This window comes from Streptomyces sp. NPDC013157 (assembly GCF_042899865.1).
Taxonomy (GTDB): domain Bacteria; phylum Actinomycetota; class Actinomycetes; order Streptomycetales; family Streptomycetaceae; genus Streptomyces.
The window spans coordinates 48,220-63,631 of sequence record NZ_JBIBAK010000005.1; the positions used below are offsets into that span (position 1 = coordinate 48,220).

14 protein-coding genes are annotated in these 15,412 nt (G+C 72.3%); 11 read left to right on the top strand and 3 right to left on the bottom strand.

Going from position 1 to position 15,412, the window contains the following annotated elements:
* Window positions 1-148 precede the first annotated feature (148 nt).
* From ACFY6U_RS16630 to ACFY6U_RS16670, 9 genes are all read left to right on the top strand, one after another.
* On the top strand, window positions 149-1,360 hold the full coding sequence (locus tag ACFY6U_RS16630) for a serine hydrolase domain-containing protein (RefSeq protein WP_390039706.1): 1,212 nt from the start codon (window positions 149-151) through the stop codon (window positions 1,358-1,360).
* A 103-nt stretch (window positions 1,361-1,463) separates the two neighbouring features.
* On the top strand, window positions 1,464-2,807 hold the full coding sequence (locus ACFY6U_RS16635) for a CAP domain-containing protein (RefSeq protein WP_390038750.1): 1,344 nt from the start codon (window positions 1,464-1,466) through the stop codon (window positions 2,805-2,807).
* A gap of 56 nt (window positions 2,808-2,863) precedes the next feature.
* On the top strand, window positions 2,864-3,541 hold the full coding sequence (locus ACFY6U_RS16640) for an AIM24 family protein (protein WP_390038752.1): 678 nt from the start codon (window positions 2,864-2,866) through the stop codon (window positions 3,539-3,541).
* Window positions 3,542-3,673: 132 nt separating this feature from the next.
* Window positions 3,674-4,636, top strand: coding sequence for a threonine/serine dehydratase (locus ACFY6U_RS16645; RefSeq protein ID WP_390039708.1), 963 nt, complete (start codon window positions 3,674-3,676; stop codon window positions 4,634-4,636).
* Window positions 4,637-4,836: 200 nt separating this feature from the next.
* Complete coding sequence (locus tag ACFY6U_RS16650) at window positions 4,837-6,474, top strand: serine/threonine protein kinase (protein WP_390038754.1); 1,638 nt, start codon at window positions 4,837-4,839, stop codon at window positions 6,472-6,474.
* A gap of 47 nt (window positions 6,475-6,521) precedes the next feature.
* Window positions 6,522-7,493: an LLM class F420-dependent oxidoreductase gene (locus tag ACFY6U_RS16655; RefSeq protein WP_390038756.1), complete on the top strand. Its 972-nt coding sequence runs from the start codon at window positions 6,522-6,524 to the stop codon at window positions 7,491-7,493.
* 91 nt (window positions 7,494-7,584) lie between these two features.
* Window positions 7,585-8,640 carry a hypothetical protein gene (locus ACFY6U_RS16660; protein WP_390038758.1) on the top strand — a complete coding sequence of 352 codons (1,056 nt, stop codon included), beginning with the start codon at window positions 7,585-7,587 and terminating at the stop codon, window positions 8,638-8,640.
* Between the two features lie 102 nt (window positions 8,641-8,742).
* Complete coding sequence (locus tag ACFY6U_RS16665) at window positions 8,743-9,168, top strand: SsgA family sporulation/cell division regulator (RefSeq protein WP_351501154.1); 426 nt, start codon at window positions 8,743-8,745, stop codon at window positions 9,166-9,168.
* A gap of 68 nt (window positions 9,169-9,236) precedes the next feature.
* Window positions 9,237-9,905, top strand: coding sequence for a DUF2238 domain-containing protein (locus ACFY6U_RS16670; RefSeq protein WP_390038759.1), 669 nt, complete (start codon window positions 9,237-9,239; stop codon window positions 9,903-9,905).
* Window positions 9,906-9,930: 25 nt separating this feature from the next.
* Here ACFY6U_RS16670 and ACFY6U_RS16675 read toward each other — a convergent pair whose 3' ends face one another.
* Together ACFY6U_RS16675 and ACFY6U_RS16680 are read right to left on the bottom strand one after the other, a co-directional pair.
* Window positions 9,931-10,416 (bottom strand): DUF6328 family protein, encoded by a 486-nt coding sequence (locus ACFY6U_RS16675; RefSeq protein WP_390038761.1) that lies wholly within the window; start codon window positions 10,414-10,416, stop codon window positions 9,931-9,933.
* An 81-nt stretch (window positions 10,417-10,497) separates the two neighbouring features.
* A complete protein-coding gene (locus tag ACFY6U_RS16680; RefSeq protein WP_390038763.1) occupies window positions 10,498-11,481 on the bottom strand; it encodes an aldo/keto reductase in 984 nt (327 codons plus the stop codon).
* Window positions 11,482-11,620: 139 nt separating this feature from the next.
* Between ACFY6U_RS16680 and ACFY6U_RS16685 the strand changes: the two genes are divergently transcribed.
* Entirely contained in the window at window positions 11,621-13,327 is a 1,707-nt protein-coding gene (locus ACFY6U_RS16685) for a cholesterol oxidase substrate-binding domain-containing protein (protein WP_390038765.1), read from the top strand.
* Between the two features lie 45 nt (window positions 13,328-13,372).
* Here ACFY6U_RS16685 and ACFY6U_RS16690 read toward each other — a convergent pair whose 3' ends face one another.
* Window positions 13,373-14,269 carry an SDR family oxidoreductase gene (locus ACFY6U_RS16690; protein ID WP_390038767.1) on the bottom strand — a complete coding sequence of 299 codons (897 nt, stop codon included), beginning with the start codon at window positions 14,267-14,269 and terminating at the stop codon, window positions 13,373-13,375.
* A 131-nt stretch (window positions 14,270-14,400) separates the two neighbouring features.
* Here ACFY6U_RS16690 and ACFY6U_RS16695 point away from each other — a divergent pair, with 131 nt between their 5' ends.
* Complete coding sequence (locus ACFY6U_RS16695; protein WP_390038769.1) at window positions 14,401-15,297, top strand: LysR family transcriptional regulator; 897 nt, start codon at window positions 14,401-14,403, stop codon at window positions 15,295-15,297.
* Window positions 15,298-15,412: the final 115 nt, after the last annotated feature.

Sequence of the window (15,412 nt, forward strand, 5' to 3'; positions counted from 1 at the left end):
CCCGCACCGCACAGTGATCAAGGAGTGACCAACTGTGCGTCGACTGTGGAGATGTGACGGGATGCGAGAGGGTTCCCCGAGCCGTATGTGACTCATCTCGCATCGAAGACAGCACGGAGAGGAACAGGTCCGAATGGTCTCGGCAATGATGTGCAGAAGCGCGGTGCTCGGGGCGGTGACGCTGTCACTGTTCGCGGTCCCGGCCCAGGCGGCGCCCCTGAAGACGGCGGCCGGGCCGCGGGCGGCCACCGCCCTCCCGGCGCCCGACACCACGGGACTGGCCGCGGTGCTGCGCTCGGTCGTGGCGAAGGGCGCGCCCGGCGCGATGGCCCGCATCGACGACGGCACGCAGGTCTACCGGTCCGCACAGGGCGTCGCCGACCGGACGACCCGGCGGGCCCTCACCACCACCGACCGCTTCCGGGTGGGCAGCGTCACCAAGACGTTCTCGGCGGTGGTCCTGCTGCAACTGGTGGACGAGCACAAACTCGCCCTGGACGCGCCCGTCAACCGCTACCTGCCGGGTCTGCTGCCGGACGACCGCATCACCGTGCGGCACGTGCTGAGCCACCGCAGCGGTCTCTACGACTACACCAACGACATGTTCGCCAGCAGCGTGACCGGCTTCGAGGCCGTGCGCAACAAGGTCTTCACCTACCGCCAGCTGGTGGACATGTCCCTGAAGAAGGCGCGCACCAACGCGCCGGGCGCCGCCTACTCGTACTCCAACACCAACTTCGTGGTCGCCGGCATGCTGATCGAGAAGCTGACCGGGCACAGCGTGCGCACGGAGTACGAGAACCGCATCTTCAAGCCGCTGAAGCTCGACGACACCTTCTACGTCCACCCCGACACGAAGATCCCGGGGCGGCACGCCAACGGCTACCTCACCGCGGACCGGGCGGGCGCCGCGCCCGTCGACGCCACGGACCAGACGGTCTCCTGGGCACAGAGCGCGGGCGCCATCATCTCCAGCGCACGCGACCTCGACACGTTCTACTCGGCGCTGGTGCGCGGAAAGCTGACGTCGACCGCGCGCCTCGCGGAGATGGAGCGCTTCACCCGCGTCAACGCCAACACCTCCTACGGCCTCGGGCTGCGCCGCCGCGACCTGTCCTGCGGGATCTCCGTCTACGGCCACACGGGCGCCGTCCAGGGCTACTACACGTACTCCTTCACCAGCAAGGACGGCAGGCGCAGCCTCACCGCGCTCGCCAACGCCTCCAACAGCTCCGACGTGCTGAACACCCTGGCGGCCACGCTGGAGCCGGTGTTCTGCGGCAAGCAGAAGTCCCCGCGGACCGCGGCCGTGCCGCTGGAGCGCGAGGACGTGGCACCGGCCGCGCCGCGGGAGCAGTAGCGCCCCGGTTCTCGGAGGGAACCCCGCGCCCGGGCCGGACGTTCAACCGGCGACTCCCCCACCGGGCGCGACCTTCGGCCCCCGACCTCGCAGAGGCGGCGAGATGAGCGAGCTGGTCCCCGGGGGCAATCTGCCCCTTCCGGGCGGCGCGCTGACGCTGCGGGTGCCCGGCCCCTTCGACGTGTCGGCGCTGATCACCGACGAGAGCGGCAAGGTCGGCGGGGACGCCGACTTCGTCTTCTACAACCAGCCGGACGCACCCGGCGTCCGGCTGCGCGGTGACACGCTGACCGTCGAGCCGGGCCTGCTGCGGACCGGCGCCCAGCGCGTCACCCTCACGGTCACCGCCGCCGAGCCCGGCACCCCGCTCGGCCGGCTGCCCGCCGCCACCCTGCACGTGGCCGACCGCCTCGGCCGTACGGTGGCCCGCTTCGCCCCGCCGCGCCCGCAGACGGAGACCCTGCTGCTGCTCTCCGAGATATACCGCCGGGGCACCGGCTGGAAGCTGCGCGCGATCGGCCAGGGGTACGCGGACGGACTGGCCGGCCTCGCCCGGGACTTCGGTGTCGACGTGGTCGAGGACCGGCAGCCGTCCCCCGGTTTCCGCGCCACGATCCCGAGCCAGCGCACGGCGGCCTCGCCGGCCCGCCCCTCAGTGGCCTCGCTCCCCGATCCGGACGGGCTGCTGGGCCTGGTCAACTCCGCCCGCGCCGGGGCCGGCCGCCCGCCGGTGGCCCCGGACACCCGGCTCACCTCCGCCGCCCTCGCCCACGCCACCGCGATGGCCGAGGCCGGCCGGCTGTCCGGCGAGAGCCGCGACGGCGTCTCCGTCCACCAGCGGATCAGCGCCACCGGATTCGCCTATGTCACGGTGGGCGAACACCTCGTCTCGGGCCCGCGCACCCCGGCCGAGTTCGTCGACTACTGCCTGCGCACCGAGGACGCCCGGCGCACCCTGCTCGACCCGGCCTTCACCCACGCCGGCCTGGCGCACGCCCGCGGCCCGCGGGACGGGGACACCTACTGGACCGCCCTGTGGGCCAGACCCCTCACCCAGGCCGAACTGACCCGCACCCGCGCCGAGGTCGTCGACCTCACCAACCAGGAGCGCACCCGGGCCGGCCTGCGGCCGCTCGCGGCGGATCCGCAGCTGGCGGCGGCCGCCCAGGCCTACAGCACGGACATGGCGACCCGCGACTTCTACTCGCACACCTCCCCCGAGGGCACCCAGCCCTGGGACCGGGCCGCCGCCGCGGGCTCCCGCCGGCGCACCATCGGCGAGAACATCGCCTGCGGCCAGCGTTCCGCGGCCGAGGTGGTGGAGGGCTGGATGAACAGCCCGGGTCACCGGGCCAACATCCTCGAACCGGACTTCACCCACATAGGCACCGGCTTCGCCGGGGGCGGGCGGGCCGGCACCTACTGGACCCAGCTGTTCGGTGCCTGAGCCGGTACCGTCCGTGATCTTGGCGGAACGGGTCCGTCCGGGACACCATGCCCGGCATGAAGGGTGATCTCTTTTCAAGTCAGCACATGGTGGCGCCGGCGGTCGAGCCGGGCATGACGGTCGAGAACGCGAAGTGCCTCAGGTACGCGGTCAGCGGCGAGATGTACGCCCGCCAGGGCGCGATGATCGCGCACCGCGGCAGTCTGAAGTTCGAGCGCAAGGGCCAGGGCGTGGGCGGGATGCTCAAGCGCGCGGTGACCGGCGAGGGGCTGCCGTTGATGTCCGTGCAGGGCCAGGGCGAGGCCTGGTTCGCGCACGAGGCGCAGAACTGTTTCATCGTGGAGATAGAGCCGGGCGACCAGTTCACCGTGAACGGCCGCAACGTGCTGTGCTTCGACGCCACGCTGTCGTACGAGATCCGGACGGTGAAGGGGTCCGGCATCGCGGGCGGCGGCCTGTTCAACAGCGTGTTCTCCGGATACGGCAGGCTCGGCCTGATCTGTGACGGCAACCCGCTGGTGATCCCGGTCTCGCCGCAGGCACCGGTGTACGTCGACACGGACGCGGTGGTGGGCTGGACCGCGCACCTGCAGACCTCGCTGCACCGTTCGCAGTCCATCGGCTCGATGCTGCGCGGCGGTTCCGGCGAAACGGTCCAGCTGATGCTCCAGGGCGAGGGCCATGTCGTGGTCCGGCCGAGCGAGGCGACCCCGCAGAAGGCGCAGCAGCACTGACACCCGGCGCCCTGGTCCGCGTGGTCCGGCCGCCGCGGCCGGTCCGGGTTGACCAGGGCGGTCCGGCCGGGTGAGGGTGCGAGCGGCGCGGACCGTCGCCCCGCGCCGGAAGGGTGAACCGCCTTGAACGGCATCATCGGCATCTCGGACATCGAAGCCGCGGCCAGGCTGATCGAAGGACACGTCGTACGCACCCCCACCGTGCCCAGTCCCGGCCTGTCGGAGCTGCTCGGCGTCCCGGTCACCGCCAAGCTCGAACTCCTCCAGCGCACCGGCTCCTTCAAGGCACGCGGTGCCACGGCGAAGCTGCTCTCCCTGAGCGAGGCCGAGCGGGCCGCCGGCGTGGTGGCGGTCAGCGGCGGCAACCACGGCATCGCCCTCGCGGTGATGGCCGCGGCCCTCGATGTGAAGGCGACGGTGGTGATGCCGCGGACGGCGCCCGCGCGGTCGATCGCGCTGGTCGAGGCGGCCGGGGCGTCGGTGCGGCTCACCGACGGCATGGACTCGGCGTTCGCGCTGGTGCCGCGGCTGCGGGACGAGGGGCTCACCCTGGTCCACCCCTTCGACGACCCGGTCGTGATCGCCGGACAGGGCACGGTGGGCCTGGAACTCGCCGAGGACGCGGACGACGACGTCACCGACGTGATCGTCAGCATCGGCGGCGGGGGCCTGATCGCGGGCGTCGCGGCGGCAGTGCGGGCCCGCCGCCCCGAGGTGCGGGTGTGGGGCGTGGAGACGGCGGGCGCGCAGGCCATGTCCGAGGCGCTCGCGGCGGGCGGTCCGCTGCCGGTCGCGGTGTCGTCGATCGTGACGACGCTCAGCGCGCCGTCCGTGTCCCGGCTGACGTACGACCATGCGGCGGCGCTGGTGGAGGAGGTGCTGGTGGTGCCGGACCGGGAGGCGGTGCGGGGCAGTCTGGAGTTCGCCGAGCACGCGAAGGTGTGGGCCGAGCCCGCCGCCGGCTGTCTGCTGCCCGCGGCCCGGCAGGTGCTCGAGCGGGTCGGCACCGGGGCCCGCATCGGGCTCGTGGTGTGCGGAGGCAATGTGACACACCAGGAGATCTCGGAGTGGACCGCGCGCTTCGGGCCGGCCTGACCAGCGGATCGCAGCCGGGCTTTTACCGTCGGTTACCCGCAGGTCGAAGCCCGGCCATAGGTTGTTTTCCTCAAGTGCCGGGCCGGTGCGGCCACTTGAATAAAAGGCAAGAACGGTCCCCGAGTTGCAGATTCTTTGAACAAACCCAGGTATGTCCCGCGTACCTCTGGTCAATGACGAGGCAGGGGTTTCAGCGAGGGATGACGATGGTCAAGGCGCATGTCTCCGCACAAGAGTTGGTCGCCGGAAGGTACCGGCTCCTCGAGGTCGCCGACCGCGAGCCGAACCGCGTCAGCTGGTACGCGGAGGACGTGCAGGCCGAGCGACCGCGTCTGGTGACCGAGATCGCGTTTCCCGAGTCGCCCACCGAGGACACCGTGCGCCGGGCCACGGCCCGCATTCTGCGTTCCTCGGAGGTGATGAGCGCGCTGCGGCCGGGCCGGGTCGCCATGGTGATCGACGCCTTCGAGGAGGCGGGCGTGCTGTGGACGGTGACGGAGCTGATCGACGGCACGCCGCTCAGTGAACTGCTCGCCCAGCAGTCCACGTTCAACTATGTACAGGCCGCACGCATCGGTCTGGAAGTGCTCGACGTGCTGGAGGCCGCGCACGCCGACGGCTACACGCACGGCGAGCTGAGCCCCGGCCAGATCTTCGTCCGCGACCGGGGCCCGGTGGTCGTCACCGGGTTCGGTCTGGCCGGCGCGACGCTGGCGCCCCGGGTCACCGCGCCGTCGTACGCCTCGCCGGAGCAGGCCCGCGACGAGCGGATCGGCCCCGCCGCCGACCTGTGGGCGCTCGGCGCGATCCTGTACACGATGGTCGAGGGACGGCCGCCGTTCCGGGACCGGGGCAGGGCCGACGCCACCCTCAAGGGCGTGGACCGGCTGCCGCTGCGCACCCCGCTGCGGGCCGGGCCGCTGACCCAGGTGATGCAGGGGCTGCTGCGGAAGAGCTCTCGGGAGCGGCTCGGCCGGGCCGTGGTGCGTCAGGCACTGACACGTGTCCTGGAGGAGGACCCGGAGACGGCCGAGCAGCCCGCCCCCGTCTCCCGGCTGCGCGGCGCCTATGTGGCCGCCCGGGCCTCCGGGTGGAGCAGGACCACCATGATCGGCGGGACCGCGCTGGCCGTGGTGACCGTGTCCGTCGCGGTGCTGGCCGCGACCCAGGGCCTGCCGGGTGCCGCCACGGCCGGCTCGGCGCCGAGCGCCTCGGCCACGGCCGGCGCAGCGGGCAACCGCACGGACGGCAACGGCCCCAGTCCCTCCCCGTCGCACAGGGCGTCCTCCTCCCCCACCCCGTCGGCCTCCGCCTCCGTCTCCGTCTCCGCCTCCGTCTCCGCTTCGGCCTCTGCCTCGGCCTCGGCCTCGGCGGGTGCCCTGCCGGCCGGTTTCCGCCGTTACACAGCCCCGGAGGGGTTCTCCGTGGCGCTCCCGAAGGGCTGGAAGCGCCTCGACACCGCCCGGGACGACGTCGCCTACCGTGTCACCTTCGGCCCGGGCGGCGACGACCTTCGCACCCTGGCGGTCACCTACAGCACCCAGGCGGGCCCGGACCCGGTCGCGATCTGGCGGGACGACGTGGAGCCGGGGCTGGAGAAACTGGACGGCTACCAACGGATCGGCGAGATCACAGCGACCACCTACCAGGGCCACAAGGCCGCGGACATGGAGTGGCTGTCCGGCACGGGGGCCGACCGGGTGCACACCTTCGGCCGCGGCTTCCTGCTCGGCGGCGGCCGCAGCTTCTCGCTGCGCATCACGGCACCCGCCGCCGACTGGGACGACGCCGCGGACAAGCTCGCCATGAAGACCTTCCTGGAGACGTTCCGCACCTGAGCGAGCTGATCCGTTTTCCGGCCGCCCGACCGGGGGACTCGGCGCCTATGGTGCAAATCGGATACACGATGATGACCGAGCAGGCCGGTCCACGTGATCTCGTGGACCATCTGGTGGGGGCCGAGGAAGCGGGTTTCGACTTCTCGGTGGCCTCGGACCACTACTTTCCGTGGTTGCGTTCACAGGGGCACTCGCCGTACGTGTGGAGCGTGCTCGGTGCGGCCGCCCAGGCCACCGAGCGGATCCCGCTGATGACCTACGTGACCTGCCCGACGTTCCGTTACCACCCGGCGGTGGTGGCCCAGAAGGCGGCGACCGTGCAGGTGCTGTCCGGGGGCCGGTTCCGGCTCGGCCTCGGCGCGGGAGAGAATCTCAACGAGCACGTGGTGGGCGGCGGCTGGCCGTCGGTGGACGTACGGCACGAGATGCTGGAAGAGGCGGTGGAGATCATCAGGGCGCTGTTCGCGGGCGGCCATGTGAACCACCGGGGCACCCACTTCGACGTGGAGTCCGCCCGCCTGTGGGACCTGCCGGACGACCCGCCGCCGATCGGCATCGCGGTCTCCGGCGAACAGTCCTGCACGCTCGCCGGGCACCTCGCCGACCTGGTCATCGCCACCGAGCCGAAGGCGTCCCTCCTCGACGCCTTCGACCGGCACGGCGGTTCGGGCAAGCCCCGGGTCGGGCAGCTGCCGGTGTGCTGGGACCCCGACCGGGACACGGCGGTGAAGCGCGCGCACGCCCAGTTCCGCTGGTTCGGCGGCGGCTGGAAGGTCAACTCCGAACTTCCGCACCCGGACGCCTTCGAGGCCGCGACCCAGTTCGTCACCCAGGACGACGTGGCCGCGTCCATCCCGTGCGGGGACGACCCGGACGACTTCGTCGAGGCCGTACGGCCGTACGCCGAGGCCGGGTTCGGGGAGATCGCCCTGGTGCAGATCGGCGGCGAGTCACAGCCGGAGTACCTGGACTGGTCCCGCAAGACGCTGTTGCCGGCACTGCGCGACGCCCTCGGCTGATCTTCGCCGGTCCGGCAAACCCCGGCCAATGGGTCGATATAGGCTGCCCGTCGGTACGTATGCAGTTCGGCAGCCTTCAGGAGTGTCCTCCGTGACCCTAGCGATCGACCCGTCCGAGACGTCCAGCGCGTCCCCGGCTCCCCTCTCCGACCTGGTGGCGCGGGACGCCCGCGAGTTCGGCGCCTATGTGCGGACCGGAGGCTGGACGTTCGGGCTGATGGTGGCCCGCAGCGTGCGGCCGGGAGGTCAGGGGGCGGACGAGACGCCGAAGGTGTCGGCGAAGGAGTTCGCCGAGCTGGCCGGCTGCTCCGCGGAGCGTGTCATGCGCTACTACAAGGCCTGGGACAAGGCCGCCGACGACGGTCTGGTCCCGCACTTCGAGGCCCTCGCCCCGGGCCAGGAGGTGGAACTCCCGGACTCCGACGTCTGGCTGGACTACTACGTCTCCCGCAGCAGTGCCGGCTCCGAGCGCGGCACGGCCATCGCGGAGGCCGCCGAGGCCGAGGGCATCCGGCCCACCAAGGCCCTCGAGGTCGCCGAGAACCCCACCGCGCTGCGCGCCGCGATCCTCGCCGACCCGTCCACCGCCCGCGCCGCCCGCTCGGCCCTTCTCGACCGCATCAAGGAGGACCCGGACCTGCAGACCGTGCTGGCCCGGGACGTGGTCCGCACCGCCGACCTGAAGAAGGCCGTCGCCACCGAGAGCCGCTCGGCCGACCGGATCGGCTACGTCCGGCAGATCGCCGAGTCCGGCCAGATCAAGACCCCGGCCGGGCAGACCGTCGACGCGCCGTCGGAGCTGCGCCAGGAGGCCGAGCGCCATCTGTCGCTCCTCGACGAGCTGGACGAGGACGAGGACACCGGCGAGTGGGCGACCGAGGCCTACGACACCATGAAGAACCTGGTCGTGGAGGCGGTGGAGGCCGACCCCGAACTGCGGGTCCAGGAGAAGCGCACCAAGTTCTACAACAGCCTGCAGAAGGCGACCAAGGCGTTCGAGGAGCTGACCTTCGACGACGCCCAGGACTTCTACGAGGACGACATGGTCCAGCGCCTGGAGGACCTCCAGCAGGCCATCGGCTCCTGCCTGGCCGCGCTGCGCGGCACGAAGGGCACCGAGAGCGACGAGAACACCGCGGACGCGTAGGACTCGTAGGACTCGCAGGGCAATTCCGCTCAGGATTGAGCGTTTTTCCCGCGAGAGGGGTACTAGAAGGCACCAAGCCGATCGTTCTCGGAGGCCACTCGCGTGAACCCCATCGTGCACAGGACCCTGGTCGTACAGCTCCGGACGGACGGGACGGGCCGCTGTCCCGTCCTCGCCCATCTGTCGTACGACCCCGGTGACCCGTTCGCCGTCACCGCGGTGTTCACCCTGGACGGCCGGGTGCTCGCCCGGTGGCGGCTGGACCGCGAGATGCTGAACGACGGGCTGAGAGAACCGGTCGGGGTCGGGGACGTCCGGCTGCGTCCCGTACGGCAGGGGCGCTGGAGGGAAGTGCGCATGGATTTCCTCGGCGACCCGCTGCCCGGCGGCAGCCGCCACCACGCGGTGGTGTTCGCGTGGGCGCCCGCGCTGGCCTCCTTCCTGAGCGACACCTACATGGCCGTGCCGCCCGGCCGCGAAGAGGTCCCGGTGGACGACGTACTCGCGGAGATCCTCGCCACCGGCTGAGTAGCCGTACTCATGCAGGCGCCCGGACGCCGCGGCCACGATGGGGCTCCCACGAGAAGGAGTCCGCGATGACCGCAGTGCACCCCGCCCCGCGCCCCGTTCCGCACCGCGTGCCCCGCCGGGTTCCGCCGGCGCTGCTCGCCGGGGTGGTGGTGGCCGGCATGGCCCTTTCGGCGTGGGGCGCACGGGACCGTACGACCTGGTTCCTGGAGACGGTGTGGGTGCTGGTCGGGCTGCCGCTGGTGGTGCTGACCTGGCGGCGCTTCCCGCTGACCGGGCTGCTGGCCGGGCTCCTCGCGGCGCACGCCCTGGTGCTCGCCGTCGGCGGCCACTACACCTACGCCGAGGTGCCGGTGGGCGACTGGGTGCGCGACACCTTCCACCTGTCCCGCAATCCGTACGACCGCTTCGGCCACCTCATGCAGGGGTTCGTGCCGGCGGTCCTGGTCCGGGAACTGCTCGTCCGTACCTCGCCGTTGCGCGGCAGCCGCTGGCTGGCCCCGCTGACGGTGTGCGCGTGCCTCGCGTTCAGCGCCTTCTTCGAGCTGCTGGAGTGGCTGGCGGCCGAGATCGGCGGGCACGGGGCGGACGCCTTCCTGGCCACCCAGGGCGATGTGTGGGACACCCAGTGGGACATGTTCTGCGCGCTCATCGGCGCGACGGTGTCCGTCCTGGTGCTGAGCAGGGTGCACGACCGGCAGCTGCGGGCGCTGGAGGCGGCTCGGCGGGGCGTGTGACGCGGCTCGGCCGGTGTGACGCGGCTCAGCGGGTCGTGCGGCGGTGCCGGGACCACAGCGGCAGGCCGTACCAGCACACCAGGTACCAGACGACGACGGCCGCCACCGCCCAGGTCACCTGGCTGCCGCCGGTGGCCACCCGGAGGATCAGCACCAGGGAGGCGGTCATGGTGGCCAGCAGCAGGAAGAGGCCGATCGAGGTGAGCCGGGACGCCGTCCGCACCGCCTGCGGCTTCACCTTGCGGCCGGCGACCAGCCGGTGCAGCGACACCGGGCCGATGAGGGCGCCCGTGGCGGACGCGCCCAGGATGACGGTCACGATGTAGATCGTCTTGTCCACGTCGGACAGCTGGGCGTACTTCTGCTGGAAGACCACGGTGAGCAGGAAGCCGAACAGGATCTGCACTCCGGTCTGGGCGACGCGCACCTCCTGGATGAGCTCGCCCCACATCCGGTCGGCGCGCTCCTCCTCCGTCTCGTCGCGCCCGGTCCGCCGCTCCTGGTCGGTCATGGAGTACGGGTAACCCCCGGGCCGGTCCCCCAAACGGCACGGACCGGGGGCGGCAGGGTGCCGCCCCCGGTCCGTGCGGTGCTACCAGCGGGCTTCCACCTGGTCCTTGATCCGGCGGTCGTACAGCTCGCGGATCGCGGCGACCGTCTCCCCGGACAGCTCCGGGAGCCGCGCGGCGGCCGCGTTGGCGCGGGCCTGCTCCGGGTTGCGGGCGCCCGGGATCACCGTGGTCACGCCCGGCCGGTCGATGATCCAGCGCAGGGCGAGCTGGGCCGGGGTGTACCCCTCGGGGGCGAGGGCGGCGAACTCGGCGGCGGCCTCGACGCCCGTCGCGTAGTCCACGCCGGAGAAGGTCTCGCCCTGGTCGAAGGCCTCGCCGTGCCGGTTGTACGTGCGGTGGTCGTCGGCCGCGAAGACGGTGTCCTTGGTGTACTTGCCGGACAGCAGCCCGGAGGCGAGCGGCACGCGCGCGATGATGCCGACGCCGGCCTCGCGGGCGGCCGGGAGCACCTCGTACAGCGGCTTCATGCGGAACGGGTTGAGGATGATCTGCACGCTGGCCACGCCCGGGCGGGCGATCGCGGTGAGAGCCTCCGCGCTGGTCTCGACGCTCACCCCGTAGGCGGCGATGCGCTCCTCCTCGACCAGGGTGTCGAGGGCGTCGTACACCGCGTCGGAGGAGTAGACCGGGGTCGGCGGGCAGTGCAGCTGCACCAGGTCCAGGCGGTCCACGCCGAGGTTGCGGCGGGACCTGTCGTTCCACGCGCGGAAGTTGTCCAGGACGTAGTTCTCCGGGATCTGGTCGACCCGGCGGCCCATCTTGGTGGCCACCAGCACGTGCAGGTCCGGCCTGCCGCGCAGGAACGTGGCGATGGTCTGCTCGCTGCGCCCGTCCCCGTACACGTCGGCGGTGTCGAAGAAGGTCACCCCCGACTCCGCCGCCGTCTCCAGAACGGCGAGCGCCTCCTTGTCGTCCACCTCGCCCCAGTCGGCGCCGAGCTGCCATGTGCCGAGGCCGACGACCGATGCCCGCTGTCCCGACCTGCCGATTACGCGTTCGTCCATGGCGCCAGTCTGTCATCCGCCACCGACAACGGTGTCACGGGCCGGTGCACCGGCACCCGCCTGTGAATCCTTCACTCACACGGGTGATTGTGAGGGACGGAAATCGGAGGTGTGTCCACCGGGCCCCTAGCGTGTCGGCGTGACTGATCGTTCATCGGACAACTTCCCTGCCGTGGACGGCTGGAGCCGCCGTGGCTTCCTGCGGTCCGCCGCCGCGCTCGCCGCCGTTCCGGTGCTGCTCGCCGCCGATCCGGCCGTGGCCGCCGCCGAACTGCCCGGCTTTCCGGCGAATGTCGCGCTGTATCGTTCCGCCTACCGCAACTGGGTCGGCGAGATCACCGCCGACGGACTGTGGGCCTGCGCCCCGGCCGACGCCGGTCAGGTGCTCACGGTCGTCGACTGGGCCTGGCGCAACGGGTGGCGGGTACGCGCGCGTGGCTCCTCGCACGGCTGGTCGCCCCTGACGATCACCGAGGGGGCGGCAGCGGGCGAACAGGTTCTGCTCGTCGACACCACGAGCCATCTCACCGGGCTCTCCCTGGACTCCGGCTCCGCGGTCCGGGCCGGCACCGGGGTCACCCTGGAGGCGCTGCTCACCTTCCTGGAGGACCACGGCCTCGGGCTCACCGCCGCACCCGCGCCGGGCGATCTGACGCTCGGCGGCGCGCTGGCGATCGACGCGCACGGCACCGCCGTACCGGCCGACGGCGAGGAGCCGGTGCCCGGGCACACCTACGGCTCGCTGAGCAACCTCGTGCTGTCGCTGACGGCGGTGGTGTGGGACGAGAGCGCCGCAGCGTACGTCCTGCGGACGTTCCGGCGCGACGAGGCCGACTGCGCGGCGCTGCTGACGCATCTGGGCCGCGCGCTGGTCACCGAGGTCGTGCTCCGGGTGGGGGCGAACAGCATGCTGCGGTGCGTCAGCCGGACCGACATCCCGGCCGGCGAGCTGTTCGCCGCGCCCGGTTCCGGTGGCCGGACCCTGGACGGCTTCCTGCGCCGGTCCGGGCGCGTCGAGGCGATCTGGTTCGCCTTCACCGAGTACCCGTGGCTGAAGGAGTGGAGCGTGGCACCGGACAGGCCGCTCACCTCGCGGCACGTCACCGCGCCGTACAACTACCCCTTCTCCGACAACGTGCCGACCGTGGTCGCCGACCTGGTGGGGCGGATGGCGTCCGACGCGGCCTGGTACCTGGCGCCGGTGCTCGGGAACGCGCAACTGGACGTGGCGGTCCTGGGGTTGACGGCGACGCTGTCCTCGGACATCTGGGGGGCGTCGAAGAACACGCTGCTGTACATCAGGCCGACCACGCTGCGGGTCGGCGCGAACGGGTACGCGGTGCTGACGCGGCGGGCCGACGTGCAGCGGGTGGTGCACGAGTTCACCTCGTTCTACCGGGAACGGCTGGCCGCGTACGCCGCGGCGGGGCGGTTCCCGGTCAACGGGTCTGTGGAGATCCGGGTGACGGGGCTGGACGAGGCGTCCGACGCCGGGGTGGCCGGAGCGCAGGTGCCGTTGCTGTCGGCGGTGCGGCCCCGGGAGGGGGCCGACACCGCTGTGTGGCTGGATGTGCTGACGCTGCCGGGGACGCCTCATGCAGAGGCGTTCCTGCGGGAGCTGGAGAGGTTTCTGTTCGAGAGGTTCGAAGGGACCCGGGTGGAGTGGTCCAAGGGGTGGGCTTATACGGAGTCGGATGTGTGGAGTGATGAGGAGGTGATCGGGGCGAGGATTCCGGAGTCGTTCGGGGGCGCGGTGTGGGAAGCGGCGGTGGAGGTATTGGACCGCCTTGACCCACACCGGGTTGTCAGCAACGGGTTCTTGGACGCGGTGCTTGTGCGCCGTTGAACGCTGCGGGTGGGTGGGGGCTGGTCGCGCAGTTCCCCACGCCCCTTACGGGGCGCCGAAGTAGTGGCCCACTTCCAAGTCCGCGATCAGACCCGGCTGTTCCGGCTTCCAGCCCAGGATGTTCCTGGTCCGTTCGCTCGACGTCGCGTTGTCGACGGCCGCCGCCATGCCCAGCCAGCCGAAGTGGGCCTGGGCCTCTTCCGCCGGGATGCCCTTGAGCGGGACACCGAGGCCGCTGCCTATCGCCGCCGCGATGTCCTTGAAGGGGATCCCCTCGTCGGCCGCGCCGTGCAGGCCGGTGCCCGCCGGGGCCGACTCCAGGGCCAGGCGGAACAGTCGGGCCGCGTCCAGGCGGTGCACGGCCGGCCAGCGGTTGGTGCCGTCGCCGACGTACGCGGAGACGCCCTTCTCACGGGCGACGTCGATCAGCCGGGGCAGGAAGCCCTGGTCGCCGTGGCCGTGCACCGAGGGGGGCAGGCGGACCACCGCGCTGCGTACGCCGCGCTCGGCCAGGGCGAGCGCGGCGAGGTCGGGGTCGGCGCGGTAGGTGCCCGGCACCGGGGTGTCCTCCTCCGTCGCCACCCCGTCGACCGAGGCGAGCATCAGGGTTCCCGAGGTGATCACGAAGGGCCGGTCGGAGCCCGCCAGCGCGGCGCCGATCGCCTCGATCACGCGCAGGTCGCCCTCCGCCGCGCGGGTGAGGTCCGGGAAGTGGTCATGGTTGAAGGCCAGGTGGATCACGCCGTCGGTACCGGCCGCCGCGCGGGCCAGGTCCCCGGGGTCGTCGAGGCTCCCACGGTGCACGTCGGCGCCCGCCGCCCGCAGCGTCCCGGCCGACCGGTCCGAGCGGGCGAGGGCGAGGACCCGGTGGCCCGCGCCGAGGAGTTCGGGGATGACGGCGGAGCCGATGAAGCCGCTGCCGCCGGTGACGAATACGCGCATGGAGGGCGTCCTTCCAAGGAGGGGTTGTGCTCCCATCGTTCGGCCGGCGGACGCCGGGCGTCCAAAGCCTCTTTCGCAATGCGCAATGCATTTCAGGCATGAGCGCAGGTCGCCGGTCGTAATCTGGAGACATGGCTGATCCCGCGTCCGTCCCCGACCTCGATCTGCGGCTCGTCCGGTACTTCACCGTCGTCGCCGAGCAGCGGCACTTCGGCCGGGCCGCGGGCGCCCTGCACATCACGCAGCCGGCGCTGAGCCGGCAGATCCAGCGGCTGGAGCAGGTGCTGGGGGCGCGGCTCTTCGACCGCAACCCGCAGGGGGCCCGGCTCACCGAGGCCGGCGAGGTGTTCCTGCCGCGGGCCAAGGGGTTGCTGCGGGCCGCGGGCGAGGCCGCGGCCGTCACCCGGGCCGCCGCCGAGCCGAGCCGGATCACCGTCGGGTACATCAACGGGATCTTCGTCACCCCCGCCGTGCGCGACCTGCGCCGCCGTTTCCCGGACGCCGACGTGCGGACCCTGCACCTCGACTGGGGCGAGCCGCGCGAGGCCCTGCTGGCGGGGCGGGTGGACGCGGTCGTGACCCGGCTGCCGCTGAGCACCGACGGGCTGCGGGTGACGGTGCTCTACGACGAGCCGCGCGTCCTGGTCGTCCCGCTGGACCACCGGCTGGCCGGGAAGGAGTCGGTCACCCTCGACGACATCGCCGAGGAGCCGCTGCCCCGCGGGCGGGATCCGCTGTGGAACGCGTTCTGGCGCGTCGATCCCCGGCCGGACGGCAGCCCCGCGCCCGACGGGCCGTTGATCGGCGCGGTGGAGGACAAGTTCGAGCATGTCGCCGCCGGGCAGGCCGTGGCGATCGTGCCCTGGGTGCCGGGCGCGGCCATCCGCCCGGACCTCACCACGGTCCCGCTGCACGGCCTCGAACCGAGCCATGTGGTGCTGGCGACCCGCGCCGGGGACAACCACCGGCTGACGGCCGCCTTCCGCAGGTCGGCCGAGGCACTGCTGACGGGCCCGGAGCCTGACTGAGCAGGCCGGGGGGAAGTCCGCCGGTGTCCGGCAGCGCCCCTTCGGAGCGCTGGGGGTACCCCCGGCCGAAGGCTGGGGGAGGAACTGCGCGACCAGCCACGACGGCGCCGCGGCC

Excerpts from the sequence above, each read along its gene's own strand:
- ACFY6U_RS16630 (WP_390039706.1), top strand. The coding sequence starts at position 149 with ATGTGCAGAAGCGCGGTGCTCGGGGCGGTGACGCTGTCACTGTTCGCG.
- ACFY6U_RS16635 (WP_390038750.1), top strand. The coding sequence starts at position 1,464 with ATGAGCGAGCTGGTCCCCGGGGGCAATCTGCCCCTTCCGGGCGGCGCG.
- ACFY6U_RS16640 (WP_390038752.1), top strand. The coding sequence starts at position 2,864 with ATGAAGGGTGATCTCTTTTCAAGTCAGCACATGGTGGCGCCGGCGGTC.
- ACFY6U_RS16650 (WP_390038754.1), top strand. The coding sequence starts at position 4,837 with ATGACGATGGTCAAGGCGCATGTCTCCGCACAAGAGTTGGTCGCCGGA.
- ACFY6U_RS16655 (WP_390038756.1), top strand. The coding sequence starts at position 6,522 with ATGGTGCAAATCGGATACACGATGATGACCGAGCAGGCCGGTCCACGT.
- ACFY6U_RS16670 (WP_390038759.1), top strand. The coding sequence starts at position 9,237 with ATGACCGCAGTGCACCCCGCCCCGCGCCCCGTTCCGCACCGCGTGCCC.
- ACFY6U_RS16675 (WP_390038761.1), bottom strand. The coding sequence starts at position 10,416 with ATGACCGACCAGGAGCGGCGGACCGGGCGCGACGAGACGGAGGAGGAG.
- ACFY6U_RS16680 (WP_390038763.1), bottom strand. The coding sequence starts at position 11,481 with ATGGACGAACGCGTAATCGGCAGGTCGGGACAGCGGGCATCGGTCGTC.
- ACFY6U_RS16690 (WP_390038767.1), bottom strand. The coding sequence starts at position 14,269 with ATGCGCGTATTCGTCACCGGCGGCAGCGGCTTCATCGGCTCCGCCGTC.
- ACFY6U_RS16695 (WP_390038769.1), top strand. The coding sequence starts at position 14,401 with ATGGCTGATCCCGCGTCCGTCCCCGACCTCGATCTGCGGCTCGTCCGG.